15 protein-coding genes are annotated in these 17,824 nt (G+C 69.8%); 4 read left to right on the top strand and 11 right to left on the bottom strand.

Translation table 11 applies throughout. The annotated features are described in order from the left end of the window. The first annotated feature begins 16 nt into the window (after positions 1 to 16). Genes C5E05_RS15470 through C5E05_RS15455 form a run of 4 tightly spaced genes read left to right on the top strand, consistent with a single transcriptional unit; the run spans position 17 to position 3,162 of the window. Positions 17 to 1,051 carry an ABC transporter permease gene (locus C5E05_RS15470; RefSeq protein ID WP_104240321.1) on the top strand — a complete coding sequence of 345 codons (1,035 nt, stop codon included), beginning with the start codon at positions 17 to 19 and terminating at the stop codon, positions 1,049 to 1,051. Continuing rightward, entirely contained in the window at positions 1,048 to 1,848 is an 801-nt protein-coding gene (locus tag C5E05_RS15465) for an ATP-binding cassette domain-containing protein (protein WP_258064897.1), read from the top strand. Before C5E05_RS15470 ends, C5E05_RS15465 begins: the two co-directional genes overlap by 4 nt. Beyond that, a complete protein-coding gene (locus C5E05_RS15460; protein ID WP_104298233.1) occupies positions 1,841 to 2,170 on the top strand; it encodes a putative quinol monooxygenase in 330 nt (109 codons plus the stop codon). Before C5E05_RS15465 ends, C5E05_RS15460 begins: the two co-directional genes overlap by 8 nt. A gap of 5 nt (positions 2,171 to 2,175) precedes the next feature. Next, the gene (locus C5E05_RS15455) at positions 2,176 to 3,162 is read left to right on the top strand and encodes a PfkB family carbohydrate kinase (protein WP_258064896.1); all 987 of its coding nucleotides are present in this window, start codon (positions 2,176 to 2,178) and stop codon (positions 3,160 to 3,162) included. Between the two features lie 19 nt (positions 3,163 to 3,181). Here C5E05_RS15455 and C5E05_RS15450 read toward each other — a convergent pair whose 3' ends face one another. From C5E05_RS15450 to C5E05_RS15400, 11 genes are all read right to left on the bottom strand, one after another. Then, on the bottom strand, positions 3,182 to 4,627 hold the full coding sequence (locus tag C5E05_RS15450) for a glycoside hydrolase family 32 protein (protein ID WP_104305879.1): 1,446 nt from the start codon (positions 4,625 to 4,627) through the stop codon (positions 3,182 to 3,184). 32 nt (positions 4,628 to 4,659) lie between these two features. After that, on the bottom strand, positions 4,660 to 6,162 hold the full coding sequence (locus C5E05_RS15445) for a glycoside hydrolase family 32 protein (RefSeq protein ID WP_104305880.1): 1,503 nt from the start codon (positions 6,160 to 6,162) through the stop codon (positions 4,660 to 4,662). Then, positions 6,159 to 7,097, bottom strand: coding sequence for an ABC transporter ATP-binding protein (locus tag C5E05_RS15440; RefSeq protein ID WP_104298237.1), 939 nt, complete (start codon positions 7,095 to 7,097; stop codon positions 6,159 to 6,161). Before C5E05_RS15440 ends, C5E05_RS15445 begins: the two co-directional genes overlap by 4 nt. Beyond that, positions 7,094 to 7,999 (bottom strand): ABC transporter ATP-binding protein, encoded by a 906-nt coding sequence (locus C5E05_RS15435; protein WP_104342432.1) that lies wholly within the window; start codon positions 7,997 to 7,999, stop codon positions 7,094 to 7,096. Before C5E05_RS15435 ends, C5E05_RS15440 begins: the two co-directional genes overlap by 4 nt. Then, positions 7,996 to 9,015, bottom strand: a complete 1,020-nt coding sequence (locus C5E05_RS15430; protein WP_104240329.1) for an ABC transporter permease — start codon at positions 9,013 to 9,015, stop codon at positions 7,996 to 7,998. Before C5E05_RS15430 ends, C5E05_RS15435 begins: the two co-directional genes overlap by 4 nt. Before the next feature lie 9 nt (positions 9,016 to 9,024). After that, a complete protein-coding gene (locus C5E05_RS15425; protein ID WP_104240330.1) occupies positions 9,025 to 10,002 on the bottom strand; it encodes an ABC transporter permease in 978 nt (325 codons plus the stop codon). Positions 10,003 to 10,129: 127 nt separating this feature from the next. Next, positions 10,130 to 11,779 carry an ABC transporter substrate-binding protein gene (locus C5E05_RS15420; RefSeq protein WP_104240331.1) on the bottom strand — a complete coding sequence of 550 codons (1,650 nt, stop codon included), beginning with the start codon at positions 11,777 to 11,779 and terminating at the stop codon, positions 10,130 to 10,132. Between the two features lie 52 nt (positions 11,780 to 11,831). Beyond that, positions 11,832 to 12,887: a LacI family DNA-binding transcriptional regulator gene (locus C5E05_RS15415; RefSeq protein ID WP_104240332.1), complete on the bottom strand. Its 1,056-nt coding sequence runs from the start codon at positions 12,885 to 12,887 to the stop codon at positions 11,832 to 11,834. Between the two features lie 223 nt (positions 12,888 to 13,110). Next, complete coding sequence (locus C5E05_RS15410) at positions 13,111 to 14,223, bottom strand: TerC family protein (RefSeq protein ID WP_104240333.1); 1,113 nt, start codon at positions 14,221 to 14,223, stop codon at positions 13,111 to 13,113. A gap of 216 nt (positions 14,224 to 14,439) precedes the next feature. Continuing rightward, positions 14,440 to 15,540, bottom strand: a complete 1,101-nt coding sequence (locus C5E05_RS15405) for a substrate-binding domain-containing protein (protein ID WP_104240334.1) — start codon at positions 15,538 to 15,540, stop codon at positions 14,440 to 14,442. After that, positions 15,537 to 17,708 carry a heparinase II/III family protein gene (locus C5E05_RS15400; RefSeq protein WP_104342431.1) on the bottom strand — a complete coding sequence of 724 codons (2,172 nt, stop codon included), beginning with the start codon at positions 17,706 to 17,708 and terminating at the stop codon, positions 15,537 to 15,539. Before C5E05_RS15400 ends, C5E05_RS15405 begins: the two co-directional genes overlap by 4 nt. Positions 17,709 to 17,824: the final 116 nt, after the last annotated feature.

Genomic DNA, 17,824 nt, shown 5'->3' with positions numbered 1-17,824 from the left:
GCAAGGAAGTGAACTCGTGACTCAGACCTCTCCTCCCACCTCATCTCTCGACCTCGCCGCCGAATTCCTCGACCGGCGGACCCCGCTCGATCGGGTCCGCGGCGTCCTCCACCGCTATCCGGCCATCAGCCCGGCCGTCGTGCTCGTGATCGCCATCATCGTCTTCGGCACGATCAACCCCAGGTTCTTCGCCCCGGGAAACCTGTCGCTCATCCTCGACCAGGTCTCGGTCGTGGGCACGGTCGCGATCGCCCAGACGCTCATCATCCTGACCGCAGGCATCGACCTGTCGGTCGGGGCTGCCATGATCCTGGCCTCGATGGTCACCGCGCAGACCGCGGTCCAGAACGGGTTCCCCGCCCCGCTGGCGCTGCTCGCTGGCCTACTCGCCGCGCTGGCCGCCGGCACCCTCAACGGGTTCCTGGTCACGAGGGTCAAGCTGCCGCCCTTCATCGCGACGCTCGGCACGCTGAACGTCTTCGTCGCGCTGACGCTGCTGTACAGCGGCGGGCAGACGATCCGCAAGGCGGAGATGCCAGAGCTTCTCACGTGGACGGCCACGGCCTTCCCGGTCGGCGACGTCATGCTCACCGTCGGCGTCATCATCATGTTCGCGCTCTACGTGCTCGTCGCGTACGTGCTCGGGCGGACCGCGTGGGGGAGGCACGTCTACGCGGTCGGCGACGATGCCGAGGCTGCGCGACTGGCTGGCATCTCCACGACGAAGGTGCTCATGAGCGTCTACGTCGTCGCCGGTGCCGTCCTCGCGGTCGCCGCGTGGATCCAGATCGGCCGATCGGGTGCCGCCAGCCCCAACGCCGGCGCCGACCTCAACCTGGACTCGATCACCGCCGTCGTCATCGGCGGAACCTCGCTCTTCGGCGGGCGGGGAATCATCTGGGGAACGCTGCTCGGGGCGATCATCGTGGGCGTCTTCCGAAACGGCCTCTTCCTTGCAGGCGTCGACGGTCTCTATCAGACCCTCGCCATCGGAATTCTCGTCATCGTCGCGGTCTCCGTCGACCAGTGGATCAGGAAGGTACGCAAATGAGCCTCGTAGCAGACGCGGTCGAGCCCATGACAGCACCGAAGGGGGTCCCGGTCCTCGAGGCGAAGCGGCTGGTCAAGACCTTCGGCAAGGTCGTGGGGCTGGATGGGGTGAGCCTTCAGCTGCACGCCGGAGAGGTGCTCGCGATCATCGGCGACAACGGCGCCGGGAAGTCGACGCTCATCAAGTGCCTCACCGGCGCCTACGTGCCGGACCAGGGGGAGCTGCTGCTGGACGGCGAGCCGGTTCACTTCAAGCGACCGCAGGATGCACGCGACGCTGGCATCGAGACCGTGTACCAGAACCTCGCGGTGTCGCCTGCGCTCGACGTGGCATCCAACCTCTTCCTCGGGCGTGAACGGCGCAAGCCTGGCATCGCGGGCACGGTGTTCCGTGCCCTCGACACCTCGGGGATGCGCAAGGAGGCCCGCGAGCAGGTCCAGCGCCTCGGCATCTCGACGCTGCAGGACGTCACGGTCGCCGTCGAGAACCTGTCGGGCGGTCAGCGGCAGGCGGTCGCGGTCGCCCGGGCGGCGGCGTTCGGATCGAAGGTCGTCGTGCTCGACGAGCCGACGGCGGCGCTTGGCGTCCGGGAGTCGAAGCAGGTGCTCGAGCTCATCGAGCGGCTCCGCGAGCAGGGCGTTCCCGTCATCCTGATCTCGCACAACATGCCGCACGTCTTCCAGGTCGCCGACCGGATCCACATCCAGCGCCTCGGGAAGCGAGCGGCGACCATAACGCCGCAGTCGCACAGCATGACCGACGCCGTCGCGATCATGACGGGGGCCGCTGATGCGTGAGGGCGAGGACGGCGCATCGGGCGCTGAGCAGACGACGCTCTACGCGGAGTTCACGGCCAGGCCCGGCACCGAGGCCGCAGTCCTGGAGCTGATCCTCGCCTACGCCGAGGTCGTGCGAGCCGAGCCAGGCAATCTGGAGTTCCAGGTCTACCGCAGGCAGGAGGCGCCTGCCCGATTCCTGGTCTTCGAGATCTACGCGGACGACGCCGCGTTCCAGGCCCACCTGGCGCATCCTGCTGGGCAGGCCTTCAACGACCGGCTCACCCCGCTCATCGAAGAGGCGCAGAGCGAGCTGAGCTTCCTGCGCTCGACGGGGCGTTGATCGGGATGCGAGGCACCGCAGGCATGGCGCCCGGCCTGTCAACCGCCAGCGTCCTCGTCATCGGCGAGGCGCTCGTCGATGTCGTCCACCGGGTGGACGGGAGCATCGACGAGAGCCCAGGGGGAAGCCCCGCGAACGTGGCGCTCGCGCTCGGACGACTCGGCTGTCGCCCCCGCCTGCTGACGCGGATCGGCGACGACCGGCGCGGCGAGAGCGTCCGCGCGTGGCTGCAGGCGTCCGGCGTCGAGATCCTGACCGGAGGGGGATCGAGCACAGGCACCACGTCGACGGCGACCGCATTCCTCGACGAGTCGGGGTCGGCGAGCTACGACTTCCAGCTCGACTGGGACGTCCGAGTCGATGACGCCGTGACTGCCGGCATCGTGCACACCGGGTCCATCGCGGCGCTGCTCGAGCCGGGCGCACGCGAGGTGCTCCAGGCGATCCGGCGACTGCGCGGAGGCGCGCTCGTCACCTACGACCCGAACATCAGGCCTGCACTCCTCGGCGATCACCGCGAGGTCCGTGGGCGCGTCGAGGAGATCGTGGCGCTCGCGGATGTCGTGAAGGCCAGCGACGAGGACCTCGCCTGGCTCTACCCCGGGGAACGCCTCGTCGACGTCGCCAGCGCCTGGCGCGCGATGGGCCCCTCGGTCGTCGTCGTGACCGCAGGGGGCAACGGTGCAACCGCAGTGACCGAGGCCGGAACGACGGACGTCGCCGCGGCCTCGGTGGCGGTGGCCGACACGGTGGGCGCCGGTGACACGTTTATGTCGGCGATCATCGAGGGCATGCTCCGGCTCGGCTTCAGGGACGGCGCGGCCCGCGGGGCCCTCCGCCGCATCGATCGCGCAGACCTGAGCAGCCTGCTGGAACGAGCGGCCAGGGCGGCGGCGATCACCGTCTCCCGTCCCGGCGCGGACCCGCCCTCATCCGCCGAGCTGGCTGAAGAGCCCCGGCCACGCGTGCCCGTCTCGGCCGCGCTGGACTGAGCACACGGGCGAATGCGCCTCAGCGGACCTCGAGCTCGATGATCTCGAGGTCCGCGAAGGTCATCTGGCCGCCCGCGGCGAGCAGCCGGATGCCGTCGTCGGCTGGCAGCGGGAACACACGATGCGAGTGCACCTCGAACCCCTCGCCGACGAAGACCTCGATGCTGGACCGGTCGACGAGGATCCGAAGGTGGAGCGATCCCGTCGACGCGTCGATGCTCGTCGTCGTCGCGCCGCCGCTCGGGCTCCACGTCTCACCGCGGTCCACGGAGATCGAGGCATCCGCGAACGACAGCCCTACCCCGATGCGCCGAGCACCCCCGCTCGCGCGACGGAGCTCCAGCCCGGCACCGGTGGGTGGCGAGCTCGGGTCCCAGCGCAGTTCGCAGCGCAGCTCGTACGCCACCGCCCGCACCTCGAGGTCCGAGAACCCGGCGACGGCGACGGTCCCCAGCGAATGGCGGCGAGTGGCGTGCTCCAGGAGCGCGGCCGGTGGCTGAGCGCTCAGCGCGTAACCGCTGCCGCGTCGGTGCAGGCGAAGCTCCCGCACGATCATGTCGTCGCCGTTGTACCCGTCGGTCACCATCGATGGCGCATTGTGCGGGTAGTCCCAGAAGTTCGCCCAGCCGATGGCGCGGCGCAGCGACTCGTCGACGTCTCCGCCCGCGTCATGCGCGTCGTAGGTGACGGCGCCGTAGAAGTCGAACCCGTGGTCGAGCCACAGGGCCTCCCGCTCGTCGCAGGTGAAGGCCGAGCCATCGAACTCGCCGACCCAGTAGGCGTACGTCGCGGGCAGGCCCCTAGCCTTGCCGTTCGCACTCGTGCCGAGGACCCAGTGCCGCGTGCCGTCGCTCGCGCGCATCCGGAACAGGTCGGGGCATTCGAGGAGGCCGATGCCCTCGATGCGATGCTCGCCGACCCGCCGCCAACCGTGCAGGTCAGCCGACACGTAGAAGCCGATCGTGTCGCCCTCCGCGTGGAGCATGCACCAGCGCGCACGGTCGTCATCCCACACGACCTTCGGGTCGCGGAAGTCGACGACCCCGGGGTTCGCGAGGACGGGGTCGGGCGGGCCAGGAGTGAAGGTGCGCCCGCCATCCGTCGAGACCCAGAGGTACACCGCCTGCACGCCAGCCGGCGCCTGCGTGACCAGCCCGACAACCGCGTCACGTCCGTACCCGGCCGTGTTGTGCGCATCGACGACGACGGAGCCCGACCAGCAGTCCCCGTTCCCGTTCGCGAACTTGGGGATCGCCGTTCCCTGATCGCTGAAGCGAACGTGGTCCCGCGTGGTCGCGAGCCGCCACGAAGTTCCGATCCCGCCCTCGACGTAGTCGTCGTTCGCCAGGTAGTAGGAGAGGTACTCGTCGCCCACGCGGATGGGGCGCTGCGGATCGTTCTTCCACCCGCGGGGCACGCTCATGTGGAACGCGGGACGGAAGGTGGTCGGTGCGGTGCTCGTCATCAGGTTCCCTCGGGGGTGGGTCGGTGCCGTGTTCAGTGCAGCTGGATCCGGTTGTGCTCCTCGGCGCCTGCCATGTGCCACGCGGTCGCGCGCGTGACCGCCGCGTTCCCCTCGACTCTCGCGCCGAGCGCATCGGTGCGGGTGGGGTAGACACGAGCCGTCAAGGCGATGCCATCGCAGAACACCTCGATCGAGGACCGATCGACGACGATGCGGAGACGCGAGGGGCGCTCGCGGTCGTCGGCGGTGCCCGGCTCCGGCACCGTGCCGGCGAGGCGCGAACGGTCCGCGGTCGTGTCGGCGGAGGACCGGGATCGGTCGAGGCTCAGGTGCAGCGCTCCGTCCCGGCGAGCGAGCTCGACGACACACGCCTCCTCGCCGTCCGGGGTGGCGAGAACGGTCACGGCGAGCCGCTGACCGTCCCCGACGAGCGCATCCACCTCGATGTCGAGGGTGTCGCCAGACCAGTCGCCGGCGAGCTCGTGCGTTCGCAGGGCGGCGAACTCCGGAACCGGCTCCTGTCGGACGACGCCGTCACGGTCGAGCCACAGGGTCCGGGGGAGGGCCATGGCCCCCGACCAGCCCGAGGCGATCATGGCCTCGTCGGTGCGCCCCTCCTGCATCCACGACCAGAGGATGCGTCGGCCCGCCTCGTCGCGGTACGTCTGCGGGGCGTAGGCGTGGCGCCTCCCGAGATCGAGCCGCTGGACACGGTCGATCTGGAACCGGTCACCCCGATAGCTCCCGAGGGCGATCAGCGGATGCAGGGTCGCGCCCTCGTGCCATGCGGAGAAGATGAGCGCGTGCGGGTCGCCGCTCGCGGCGTCCGGCGCTGCCGTCGCCGCGGTTCCAGCTGAGTCGCCGGGGAGCAGCCGGAAGAAGTCGACGCACTCCCACATCGTTCCCGTCCAGTCCGGGTCGTCGAGGGCGATCTGGCCAGCGGGGAGCGACGCGAGCGGGCCGATGAGCCGCCACTCGCGGAGGTCAGTGGACTCGTAGAGGAATGCGCACCCACCGTCCCCGCGCACCCCCGAGCCGATGAGCTGGCGCCACACGTCGCCCTCGCGCCACACGCAGTGGTCGCGGTACGCCGTGAGGTCACCTTCGGGAGGGGTCGAGATGACCGGCTCAGGCAGCGGCGACCACTCCTCGAGATCGGCCGAGCCGACGGCGAGGCACGGCAGCTCGCGGAGCCCCTGGCGGCCAGAGTAGACGAGTGTCGGCGTGCCAGCGTCGTCGACGAGCACGCCGGACCAGCAGCCGTCGCCGTCGGCGCCCTCTCCGGGGCGGAGCGCGATCGGACGATCGCGCCAGTGCACGAGATCGTCGCTGACGGCGTGACCCCAGTGGATGCGGTTGTGCACCGGAGCTTCCGGGTTGTGCTGGTAGAAGAGGTGGTGGAGGCCGTCGATCTGCGCGACCCCGTTCGGGTCGTTGAGCCAGCCGGCCGGCGAGGTGAAGTGGAAGGCGGGGCGAAGCCGGTCCGATTGAGCCCTTACGAGCTGCTCGTCGGCGCGGACGGTGGTGTCGGTCATTCGTTCTCCTCGGGTGCGAGCACCCAGTGGTCGTTGTCGGCGTCGACGATGCGGCGCGAGAGCGCTGGCGCGGAGGTCCACGCGGCGATCTCCTCCCGCAGGCGGGCGCGAACGCCGACATCCGGCGCGGAGCTCCGATTGGGGTCGGGGACGGCGCCGACGAGCAGGCGCGTGTAGGGGTGGCTGGGGTTGGCGAGCAGCGTGGTCGACTCGCCGCCCTCGACGATCCGTCCGCGGTGCATGACCAGGATCCGATCGGCGAGGTACCTCGCCGAGGCGAGGTCGTGCGTGACGTAGAGCATGGCGATGCCGCGTTCGTCCCTGAGCCCGGCGAGCAGGTTCAGCACGCCGATGCGCACGGAGACGTCGAGCATCGACGTCGGTTCGTCGGCGAGGATGACATCGGGCTCAACGGCCAGCACGCGTGCGATGGCGATGCGCTGCCGTTGGCCGCCCGAGAGCTCGTGCGGGAATGCGCTCAGGACCTGGCGATCCAGGCCCACCGACTCGACGAGCTGGGCGCAGCGTTCGTGCACGTCGCCCTGGCCCATGCCGTGCAGCTGGAAGGTCCGCTCGAGGACCGCCCCGACGCGGTGGGCCGGGTTGAGCGATCCGAAGGGGTCCTGGAACACCATCTGCACGCGGTTCCGGTAGGCGCGGGAGGCTGAGCGGCGCTCGGAGCGCAGGACATCCACTCCGTCGAGCTCGACGGTTCCCGACGTCGGCTGCTCGAGGCGCGCGACGCACCGCGCCAGCGTCGACTTGCCCGACCCGGACTCGCCGACGAGCGCGACGATCTCACCGCGGCCGATCGACAGGTCGACGTCGGACAGGGCATCCACCGCGCCGCGGCGGCCGAAGAGGCCGGCACCGGGGAACCGCTTGGAGAGGCCCCGCACGCGCAGGACGGGTTCGTGCTCGGTGACGACGCTCATCGCGTCTCCTCCTCGATCAGTGCGCCGCTCGGAGCGACGAGGTGGCTAGGGGCGACCTCGACGAGGTCGGGGACATCGGTGAAGCGCACACCCTCAGCCAGGCCGGAGAGCTTCGTCCTCGGGCCGCTGATCGGTGGGAACGCCCCGAGCAGCGCCCGGGTGTACGGATGACGCGCGCCGTCCCGGATGACCGCGGCGGGCGCGACCTCCACGATGCGGCCGGCGACCATGATGCCGATGCGATCGGACAGCTCGAGCATGAGCGACATGTCGTGGGTGATGAACAGCACGGCGAAGTCGAGCTCCTGCTGGAGGTCCCGGATCTGCTGCAGGATGTCCTGCTGCACCACGACATCGAGGGCCGTCGTGGGCTCATCGAGGATCAGCAGGCGGGGGCGGAGCGAGCAGGCCATCGCGATGACCACCCGCTGTCGCTGGCCACCGGAGAGCTGGTGCGGGTACGAGCGGAGACGGTCCGCGCCCACCCTGACCATCTCGAGGAGCTCCCCTGCGCGGCGCCATGCGTCGCGCTTCGAGATGCGCTCGTGAGCCCGCAGCGTGTCGACGAGCTGGTCGCCGATGCGCATCACCGGGTTGAGCGAGCTCATCGCCGATTGGAAGACCATGGCCACCTCCCGCCAGCGCCAATCGCGAAGGCGCCCGGCGTCCATGCTCAGCACATCCTGGCCGTCGAAGAGGATGCTGCCGCCCGTGATCCGGGCCGGCTCCTTCAGCAGCCGCATGATGGCGTTCGCGCACGTCGACTTCCCGCAGCCGGACTCCCCGGCGAGGCCGAGGATCTCACCCTGCGCGATCGAGAAGGACACGCGGTCGGCGCCGCGGACGGACCGCTCGTCGCTGACGTAGTCGACCGTGAGGTCGCGGACTTCGAGGACGCTCATCGTGCCTGCTCCTTGCGGTCGACGGTCGTGGGTGCCGTTGCGGTCCGCGCGGTGCGCGGCCTCCGGAGCCGTGGGTTGGTGACCTCGTCGACCGCGTAGTTGCAGAGGGCGAGGGCGAAAGCGACGAGCGCGATCGCGAGACCGGAGGGGACGAAGATCCACCACTGGCCGATCATGAGCGCGCCGTCGCTGGACGCCCAGAACAGGTTGGTGCCCCACGAGAGGGTGTTCGGGTCGCCGAGCCCGAGGAATTCGAGGCCGGCCTGCGCTCCGATCGCCCCGATGATGCAGGCGAGGAGCGTGGTCATCACGATCGATGCCACGTTGGGCAGCATCTCCCGCAGGATGATCGACAGCGGTCGCTCTCCGGAGGTGATGGCGGCGCCGATGTAGTCCTTGCCGCGGATCGAGAGGCCCTGAGCGCGGAGCACCCGAGCGCTGCCAGCCCAGCCCGTGATGACCAGCACAGCGATGACCGTGCCGAGTCCCGGCGGGAGGAACGCGGCGAGCAGCACCAGCAGCGGGAGGCCGGGAATCAGGAGGAAGACGTTCGTCACCAGCGAGAGCGCATCGTCCACGCGCTTGCCGAAGAAGGCGCTCGTGAGCCCGACGACGATGCCGACGAGCGTCGAGAGCACACCCGCGACGAACCCGACGAGCAGGCTCGAGCGAGCTCCCCAGACGGTGAGCGCGAGCACATCCTGCCCCTTCGCGGTCGTGCCCAGCAGGTGATCCGCGCTGGGTGGCGTTGCTCCGCCCGACCCGATCCGGGACGGGTCACCTGGGAAGATCACGGGTGCGGTGAGCGCGAGCACCACGAACACCAGCAGGATGATGAGCCCGGACAGCGCCTTCTTGTTACGCAGCAGGGCGCGGAGCAGGCGCGTCAGCTGACGTCCGCGCGAGCGGTTCTGCGCATCCGGCTCACGGGTGGCGATCGAGCTGGTGCTCGGCGGTTGGCTCGCGTCGCGGACGGCTGAGGCGTGCGCGAGCGACTCGGGGCTTTGGATCGACATGGGTACCTCTCAGCGCACGCGAACGCGCGGGTCGAGTCGGACGTAGATGAGGTCGACGAGGAAGTTCGCGAGGAGCACCGCGGCGGTGATCGTGAGGAACAGGCCCTGCATGAGCGGGTAGTCGAGGCCCTGGACGGCAGCGAGCAGCTGGTAGCCGACGCCCGGGTAGGCGAAGACGACCTCGGTGAGCAGGGCGCCGCCGACGATGAAGCCGAGGCTCATCCCGATGGAGGTGACGCTCGGGAGCAGCGCGTTCCTGGCCCCGTACCGGAGCATGACACGTGAGGAGCTGAGCCCCTTCGCCTCCGCCATGAGGATGTAGTCCTCCGAGTTCGTGGCGATCATCGTGTTGCGCATGCCGAGCATCCACCCGCCGATCGACACGAGCACGATCGAGAGCGCAGGCAGGACGAGGTGCGCCGCGACGTCGCTGATGAACACCGGATCCCACGAAGGCGTGAGGCCGACGCTGAACGCGTGCCGCAGCGGGGCCCACCCGAGCATGACTCCGAAGACGTAGAGCGCGCCCATCGCGAGCCAGAAGTAGGGGAACGAGCCGATGAAGACCAGTAGGGGCGGGACGATCGAGTCGAGCACGCCGCCCCGACGCCACGCGGCCAGGATGCCGAGGAGGTTGCCGATGATCACGGCGATGAACAGGGACACGGCGCCGAGGAGCAGCGTCCACGGCAGCTGCTGGGCGATGACCTCCGTCACGGGGGTCGGGAACCTCGAGATGGAGACGCCGAAGTCGCCGGTGAGGATGCGCACCAGGTACTCGGGGTACTCCTGCCACCATGGGCCGCCGTTGACGCCGAGCATCTCGCGAAGGGAATCGACCTGCTCAGGGTCGAGCCGCTGCTGAGAACGCGAGAGCATGCGCGTCACGGGGTCTCCCGGCATGAGACGCGGGAGGAGAAAATTGAGGGTTATGGAGACCCAGAAGGCCAGCAGGTAGAACCCGAGCCTGCGCAGAATGAAGCTCACGACATCCTCCTCGATGGATGGAGCGGGTGGAGTTGATGGGATGGCGGCGCGGCCCCTTCAGGGCAGGCGGCGGCTGGGCCGCCGACCGGGGTATGGCCCGGCCGGCGGCGGCGGGAGGAGGCGGCTGCTACTCGGCGGGTGTCAGCTTCGTGAGCACGAGCACGGTGGTGGAGGAACGGGTCGCGAGGGTCGCGTACGGGTCCTCCTCCGTCGGCCAGCCGACGAAGCGCTCGGTCGTGTACGCACCCCATTCAGGGCCCGAGAATAGGGGGACGACCGGGGTCTGCTCCGCGAAGAGCTGCTGCAGGCCCGAGGTCGCGGCTGCCTGCTGCTCCGGCTCGGACGCGCTGGCCAGCTCGGCGAGCAGCGCATCGGCGTCCGCACTGCCGAAGCGGTGGTAGTTGTCGAAGGTCTGCTCGCCGACGGGAACGACGGTCTCCGTCGACATCGTGTTGCGGTAGTACTGGTACGGAGTCGGCGCGGCGGCGCTCCAGACGATGCCGGTCTCGAAGTCGCCGGTCTCGTATCCGGCGACGACCGAGGCCCAGTCTGGCGAATCGACGGTCGCCTGGATGCCGAGCTCGCCCAGGTTCTGCGCGATGATGTTCGCGACCGAGAGCCAGTCGCTCGACGTCGAGCCGACCGAGATGGTGAAGGAGAACGGCTGGCCGTCCGGGGTGGTCCGCGTCCCGTCTGCGCCCTCCGGGTATCCAGCCGCGTCGAGGAGGTCTGCCGCCGCTGCGAGGTCGAGCGAGGCCCAGCCGCAGGAGCTCGCGACCGCCTCGTCGCGCCAGGTGTCATACGCGCCAGAGAGCCCGGTGCAGTCCGCCGCCTTCGTGTAGCCGGACATGCCGACGTCGACGATCTGCTCGCGGTCGAGTGCCATGGACAGCGCCTGCCTGACGCGGACGTCGGAGAACATCGGGAGCGTCGTGTTGAGCTGCCAGTTGATCATCGATCCCGTCGGCGGGAACCAGTAGTGCCGCTTCTCGGGGTCGCGGTCGACGAACGCGGTCTGGATGTTCGGAATGTACTGCGGGGCCCAATCGACATCGCCGTTGATGGCCGCCAGGTTGGCCCCGTCGTTTCCGGCGAACGCCAGCATCCGGATGCCGGGGATGTTCTGGGCGCCCTCCTGCCAGTAGTTCGGGTTCGGCAGGAGGTCGAACGACTGCGCCTGGAAGTTCGTGACCTCCGTGTAGGGGCCGGTGCCGACGGGCAGAGGGTTCTCGAAGTTGCCGGGATCTTCCTCGGCCGCCCAGATGTGCTCGGGGACGAGCGTCAGCTGGCCCAGCTCGTAGAGCGCCGGGCTGTACGGCTTCGAGAGCGTGAACTCGACTGTGTCCGCATCGACGGCCTTGGCGTCGGCGAGGTAGTCGAATCCGCCGAGCAGCTCGCGCTGCAGGTCGACGGTGAACACGACGTCGTCGGCGGTGAACGCCTCGCCGTCGGACCACAGCACGCCGTCGCGGAGGTCGAAGGTCTGCGTGAGGCCGTCACCGCTCGTCTCCCAGGACTCGGCGAGCCACGGCACGGTGTCCCCAGCGGCGGGGTTGTAGATGAGCATCGACTCGTAGATCGCCTGCTGCGTCATCGGGGCGGCGGTCGGCGAGAACGGGTTGAAGTTCTGGCTGAACGTCCCCATGTCCTCGCGAGGGATCGTCAGGAGTGCTTCACCGGCGCCGGAAGCGGACGCAGTGCAGCCGGACATGGCGACCGCGGCAACGGCGCCCATGCCGACCACGGTGACGACGCGCTGTCTGATGGATAGGGTCATGGTGTCTCTTTCTTCGCGTGCGTAGGAGTTCGCAGGGCAGGGATTTGCTCGATCATCGGATTCGACCTCCGATGGACGAGCGCGAGCGCAGCGGGCAGGCGATCTCGATCTGTCGATCGGTGATCGTCTCGCCCGCTGCCAGCGAGGTGAGCATGGTCACCCCTGCCGCGCCCATCTCCTCGAAGGGAAGGGCGACGGTGGTCAGGCCGGGTCGCAGGTAGCCGGCCAGGATCTCCTGGTCGTCGAAGCCCACGACGGAGATGTCCTCGGGAATCCGGAGCCCGCGTTCCTTGATGGCGTCATAGGCGCCCATCGCGACGCGGTCGTTGCCGCAGAAGATCGCGGTCGGTCGCTCGGGCAGATCGAGGAGTCTGGTGGCCGCGGCGTAGCCACCATCCGCTGTCCCGTCGCTCGACTCGATGAGCTCGTCGCCGAGGGGGAGCCCCGCCAGGCGCATCTCGTCGCGGAGGCCCGCCAGGCGGCCGACCGTCGCCGCGATGCCGGGGGAGAGCGTGATGTGGCCGATGCGCTCGTGTCCGGCGTCGAGGAGCGCGCGAGCTGCCGTGCGCCCGCCCTGGCGTTCATCGGGGACGATGCTCGGCACTCGATTGTCGAGGTCGTAGCAGTTCACCAGCACGCAGGGCACGTCGTGCGCGTTGTCCGGCACGCGGATGCCGCGATGCCAGGTCGCGGCGATGATGATGCCCTCGACCCGCTGCTCGAGCAGCTTCTCGATCGCGAGCGACTCCATGGTCGGCTCCTCATCGCTCGGGGCGATGAGGAGGAAGCTGCCGAGCTCCCACGCGGCGGCCTGGGCGCCCTTCACGATGTCGACGGCGAACGGGGCCGTCACGATCTCCGTGACGAGGCCGTACCATCCGGTGCGCTGGACGGCGAGTGCTCTGGCTGCCGCGTTCGGGCGGTACCCGAGCTCGGCTGCGGCATCGCGGATGCGGCGCCTGGTGCCCTCCGGGATGGCCGCGTCCGTACCGTTCAGAGCGAAGGAGACTGCCGTCCGGCTGACGCCCGCGTGGCGTGCCACGTCGGCCATCGTGACTGCCTTCGCACGCACGGGACCCCCGTGTGCCGACGCATTCTGACCGCTCATTGGAATCCTGTCTTCGTTGACTAACTCGCGTTAATGCGAGCGATAGGAGCACAGTACGACACTGACTAACGCGCGTCAACTGGAGCGCTGGCCCTGTCCTCGCCGAGGCATCGCATCGTAGCTTTCGCCCCATCTGCGACGCTGCCCGGCGTTTCGCCCTCTGAGAGTGGTCTCAGAGGGTGAAACGCCGGGCAGCGTTTGCGGTGTCTGGGTTCTGCGGCGGCTAGGCGTCGCGGGAGTCGCCGCCGGAGACGGGGGACCCGCTCGAGGTCGCGTCGCTCGCGGCGCGGCCCGCGCTGGCGGCGCGGGGCGCATCCGCAGCGTCGGCCGCCGTCTCGATGGGCTCGTCCTGCACCGTGGAGCGCTCGGACTTGCTGCGGTCGTTCCGCGTCTTGAGGAGGCTCGCGATCGTGGCGACCGCGATGGTCGCTCCGATGAACGTGAGCGAGAACCAGATCGGGATCTCCGGCACCCACAGCAGCGGCTCGCCGCCGTTGATGAACGGCACCTCGTTGACGTGCAGGGCGTGGAAGACGAGCTTCACGGCGATGAAGCCGAGGATCACGGCGAGGCCCTGGCTGAGGTAGACGAGGCGCTCGAGCAGTCCGCCGATGAGGAAGAACAGCTGACGCAGGCCCATGAGCGCGAAGGCGTTCGCGGTGAACACGATGTACGCCTCGTTGGTGAGCCCGTAGATCGCGGGGATCGAGTCGAGCGCGAAGACCAGGTCGATGAAGCCGATCGCGACGATCGTGAGGAGCATCGGGGTGACGAAGCGCTTGCCGTCCTTCTTCACGGTCATCTTGTCGCCGTGGTACTCATCCGTGACGGGCAGGATGCGGCGTACGAAGCGCATGAAGGCGTTGTTCGAGGGGTCTCCGTGGTCGCCCTTGATCTGCTGGTAGGCGAGCACGAACAGCAGCGCGCCGAACAGGTAGAACACCCAGGAGAAGTTCTCGATGAGGGCGGCCCCCACAGCGATGAAGCCACCGCGCATGATGAGCGCGATGACGATGCCGATCATGAGCACCTTCTGCTGGTAGATCTTGGGCACCGCGAAGCCGGTCATGATGATGAGGAACAGGAAGAGGTTGTCCAGCGACAGCGCCTTCTCGGTCAGGTAGCCGGCGAAGTACTCGCCGCCGTAGCGCCAGTCGGTGACGAAGCCGATGCCGACGCCGAATAGCAGCGCGAGGCCGATGTAGAACGCCGACCAGCGAGCGGATTCGCGGATGGTCGGCTCGTGCGGCTTCCGCACGTGCGCGAAGAACTCGTAGACGAAGAATCCGATCGTCACCGCGATCGTGATCAGCCAGACAGAGGTCGTGACCTGCATGGGGGTACTCCAAAGGGGGATTGGTGTTCGACAACGACACCAAGGTCTCCTCCGCCCCGACCAGATCAGCGACGCTGACATGGTGGAGCCGATGCCCCGGAACGTGGAATCACGCTCGTATTGACGGGCACACCGCAGACGGGAGTACTCCCCTTGCTTCGGAAGAGCTTAGGGGGATGTGCGGGCAGGAAGGCTGGGAGAACGCCCGCAAGCGGCTCAGCTGTCGCGAGGCGGCGCCGTGGAGAGTCGCGAGTTGAAGCTCGGGCTGAGCACGGTGCGGTGCACGGGGCGCGTCGGGTCGGCGATGCGCGCGAGCAGGGTCGTCACGGCGGCCCGCCCGAGTGAGGACCGGGGCGGCGTGACCGCGGTCAGCGCCGGGGTGAAGAGGTCGGCGACCTCGTCGTCGTAGGCGACCACCGACAGGTCCTCCGGCACGCTCAGCCCGCGGGCGAGGGCGACGTCGATGATCGCCATCGCCTCCCGGTCGGAGTGCACGAGGAGGGCCGTGACGCCCGCCTCGAGGACCGCGTCGAGCACGGCATCCACTGCCCCCGAGAATCGCGGGTCGCGGCGGTCGGGCAGGATGCGCTCGACATGCTCACCTGGCGTGAGGCCGAGCTCGCGGCACGCGGCGGACCAGCCCGCGATGATCTTGCGCGAGGTGGGGGAGTTCCGCGAGATGAAGAGGCCGACCTTGCGGTGCCCGAGCTGCGCGAGGTGCCGGGCCGCGAGCACGGCCCCCAGCGCGTGGTCGGTGGTGACCGATTCGGCCGGGGTGCGGTCGGGGCCGACGACGGCGTCGCGTTCGGCGAGCACAAACGGCAGACCGGATTCGTGCAGCCACTCCATGACCTCGCGCGCGTGGTCGGTATCGGTGTTGGGCGCGACGACAAGGCCGGTGACGCCCTCGTGCTCGACCATGCGCTCGAGCACGGGCCGCTCATCCTGCATCTCGTAGGACGTGCCGCGGAGCAGGAGCTTCGCGCCCTGCTCGCGGGCCGCCTGCTCCATGCCGCGGATGACGCGTGGCCAGTAGAAGTCGAGTGACGGCACGAGCACGCCGATGGTCTGCTGCGCGCCGTTGTTCGCCTGGCGCGCCTGCAGGGCCGGTGCGCCGTCGGGCGGGAGCACCGCGCCGCCGTGCACGCGCACGAGCAGCCCCTCCGCTTCCAGCTGCTGCAGGTCGCGTCGCAGCGTGACGGGGGTGACATCCAGAGCGTCGGTGAGCTCGGCGACCCGCACCGCGCCGGACGCGAGCAGTCGCTCGAGGATGAGGTCCCGGCGCTCGGTCGCGAGTCGTGATCCCTGTTCCATCATTCTGTGACCCCCACAGCTTCTGTCTGCCCGAGGGGCAGTGTCGAGTGCTCTTGTCGCGCGGTGACGGTCAGCGTTGACCGGTGTGCGACGTCGAGGTCGAGTCGCACGAGTCTAGGGCCCCACACGTCCGTGAGCATCGGATCGTCGAGTTCGATGGGCGTCAGGCTCGCGTGCACGCCCTCGTCCCATGTGATGCGGATGCGCGGAGCGCCGGCGAGCGGGGTCACCGTCGCGCCGCGGCGAGCGGGGCCGGCATTGGCGCTGGCGCTGTCCTCGTCGCCGTCGAGCGCGACCTCCCCGGCGAGCAGAAGCCGCAGCTGCGTCGCACCGGCGGCTTCCGCTGCGGAGAGTTGTGGCGAAGTGGGGTTCGCGTCGCGGGCGATCGCGTTTGGCCACAACTCTGCGGGCGCGGAGGGCTCGGCGGGCGCGGCGAGAGCGGGGCCCGCGTGGGGTGCGGGGGACGGGGCGGCCGCCGGGGCGGCCGCCGGGGCGGCCGGCTGCGCGAAGCGCCAGGCGTCGTGGATGCGGACCTCGGCACGCTCGCGGTCGAGGCGCACCTCGCGGCGCCAGGACTCGAGCTCGGCGACGTCGTAGGCGCCAGCGAGCTCCAGCTCGAGCGAGGGGGCATCCCCCGTCTGCACGTCGATGACGGTGGCGGCATGCTCGCGGCCGGTCGGCTGGCCGCGCCCGGCGACGAACGGCACGTTGTGCCACTCGCTCTGCATCGGCCACAGCTCGTAGCGGCGCTCGCTGAAGGTGCGGGCGTCGTAGCTCGGGCGGCCGGCGTCGACGATGACGGGCACCCCGTCGGAGGCGAGCAGGAAGCTGCCGACGTCGTTGTGGTTGTGGTGCTCGTTGTTGTGCCCGCCCTTGACCGCGACAGACAAGCCAGAAGACGAGCCCTCGCGCTCGCGGGCGACGAGCATCTGGGTGGACGGGAGCCAGGTCGCGGCGGGGGTCGGGGGAGTCGAAGCCCTCGCCCGCAGCCAGGCCGCATCCGTCATGCCGCGCAGCACCCGGCCGAGCCCCTCGGCCTCGACGGCCGCTGGCGAATCCGGACGCCGATGGGAGGCGGCAAAGCGCTGCGCGTCGAGGTCGCCGGCGCGCACCGCGGCGCGGTGGAGGGAGTGCCAGGGCTGGTCGGCGCTCGGCTTCGCCTGTCCGTCTGCGGCGTTCACGAACCAGCCGGCGCCGAGGTGCATGCGGTGGGGGAAGGCCACGGTCTCGCGAAGCGCCCGGATGCTCGGCACAGGGTCGAGGCGGCCGCCGGTCGCGGAGGTGAGCAGGTCGAGGGCCTCGAGAAGGCGGCAGGCGCCGTTCCACCAGTAGGCGTAGCCCTCGTCGATGGCGCCGTCTTCTGGGAGCACGGCGACGTACCGGTCGAGTCCCTCGATGACGAGCGCGAGGATGCGGGCGCGCTCGTCGGCCTCCGTCGGGTCGTCGAGCAGGCGCAGCGCGGCGACGAGCACGTTGCCGTGGATCCACGGGTTCCAGTTGTGGGCGTCGCCGTCGAGGCCGAGCCAGTGCCAGTCGCGGCGGCGCGTGAACGGCTCGAAGACCCGCACGCGCGCCTCGTGGCGGATGCGGGCTCGCACGCCGGGGTAGCGGGCGTCGAGCTGGTCGCCCAGCAGCTGGTCGACCCAGGCCAGCTGGCCCACGACCTCGCCTGCTCCGAGGTCGAGGTACGGGTCGGTGACGGTGGCGAGGACCGAGCCGTGGCGCTGGAGCGTGTCGTCGTGGGCGGGCCAGCACCAGGAGCTCTGCTCGCAGAGGAGGGTGATGCCGTCGACGACGTCACCGAGCATCGCCGGGTCGGCGGTGGCGGCCACGGCGACGCGGGTGAGGCGCTCCTGCCGCGCGAAGGCGGGCGTCTCCCAGGCGAGGCGGTCGCCGTCGCCGTGGTAGCGGGCGGCGTCGCTGGCGAGCGGCTGCGGCCAGGGGGTGCCCCGCTCAGTGCGGGCGCGCGCGCTCAGGGCGGCGAGTGTCATCGGGTCTGGTCCGTCCGGCTCCCACGAGGATGCGGGTGGCACGGGCAGGGCGTCGTTCGGGTCGGCGAGTATCGCGCGGAGGGCGGCTGCGAGATCGAGGTCGCCTCGAAGCCCGAGCTGCGCCGTGAAGGCGTGCAGCAGGGGAGCGCGAAGCGTCGGCTTAGGCCTGGTGTCTGTCATCGTTGACCTCTTTCACAAATCGATCGTAAACGATCATGCACGATCATAACCGCATTGTTGTGATCGAGAATGATTGCTACGCTCGGAAATGTCACCACCCCCGAGGAGACGGTTCG

Source organism: Pseudoclavibacter sp. AY1H1, assembly GCF_002931055.1.
Taxonomy (GTDB): domain Bacteria; phylum Actinomycetota; class Actinomycetes; order Actinomycetales; family Microbacteriaceae; genus Pseudoclavibacter.
The sequence above is the reverse complement of the archived record's forward strand: the minus strand, read 5'-3'. Positions and strand labels throughout refer to the sequence as shown.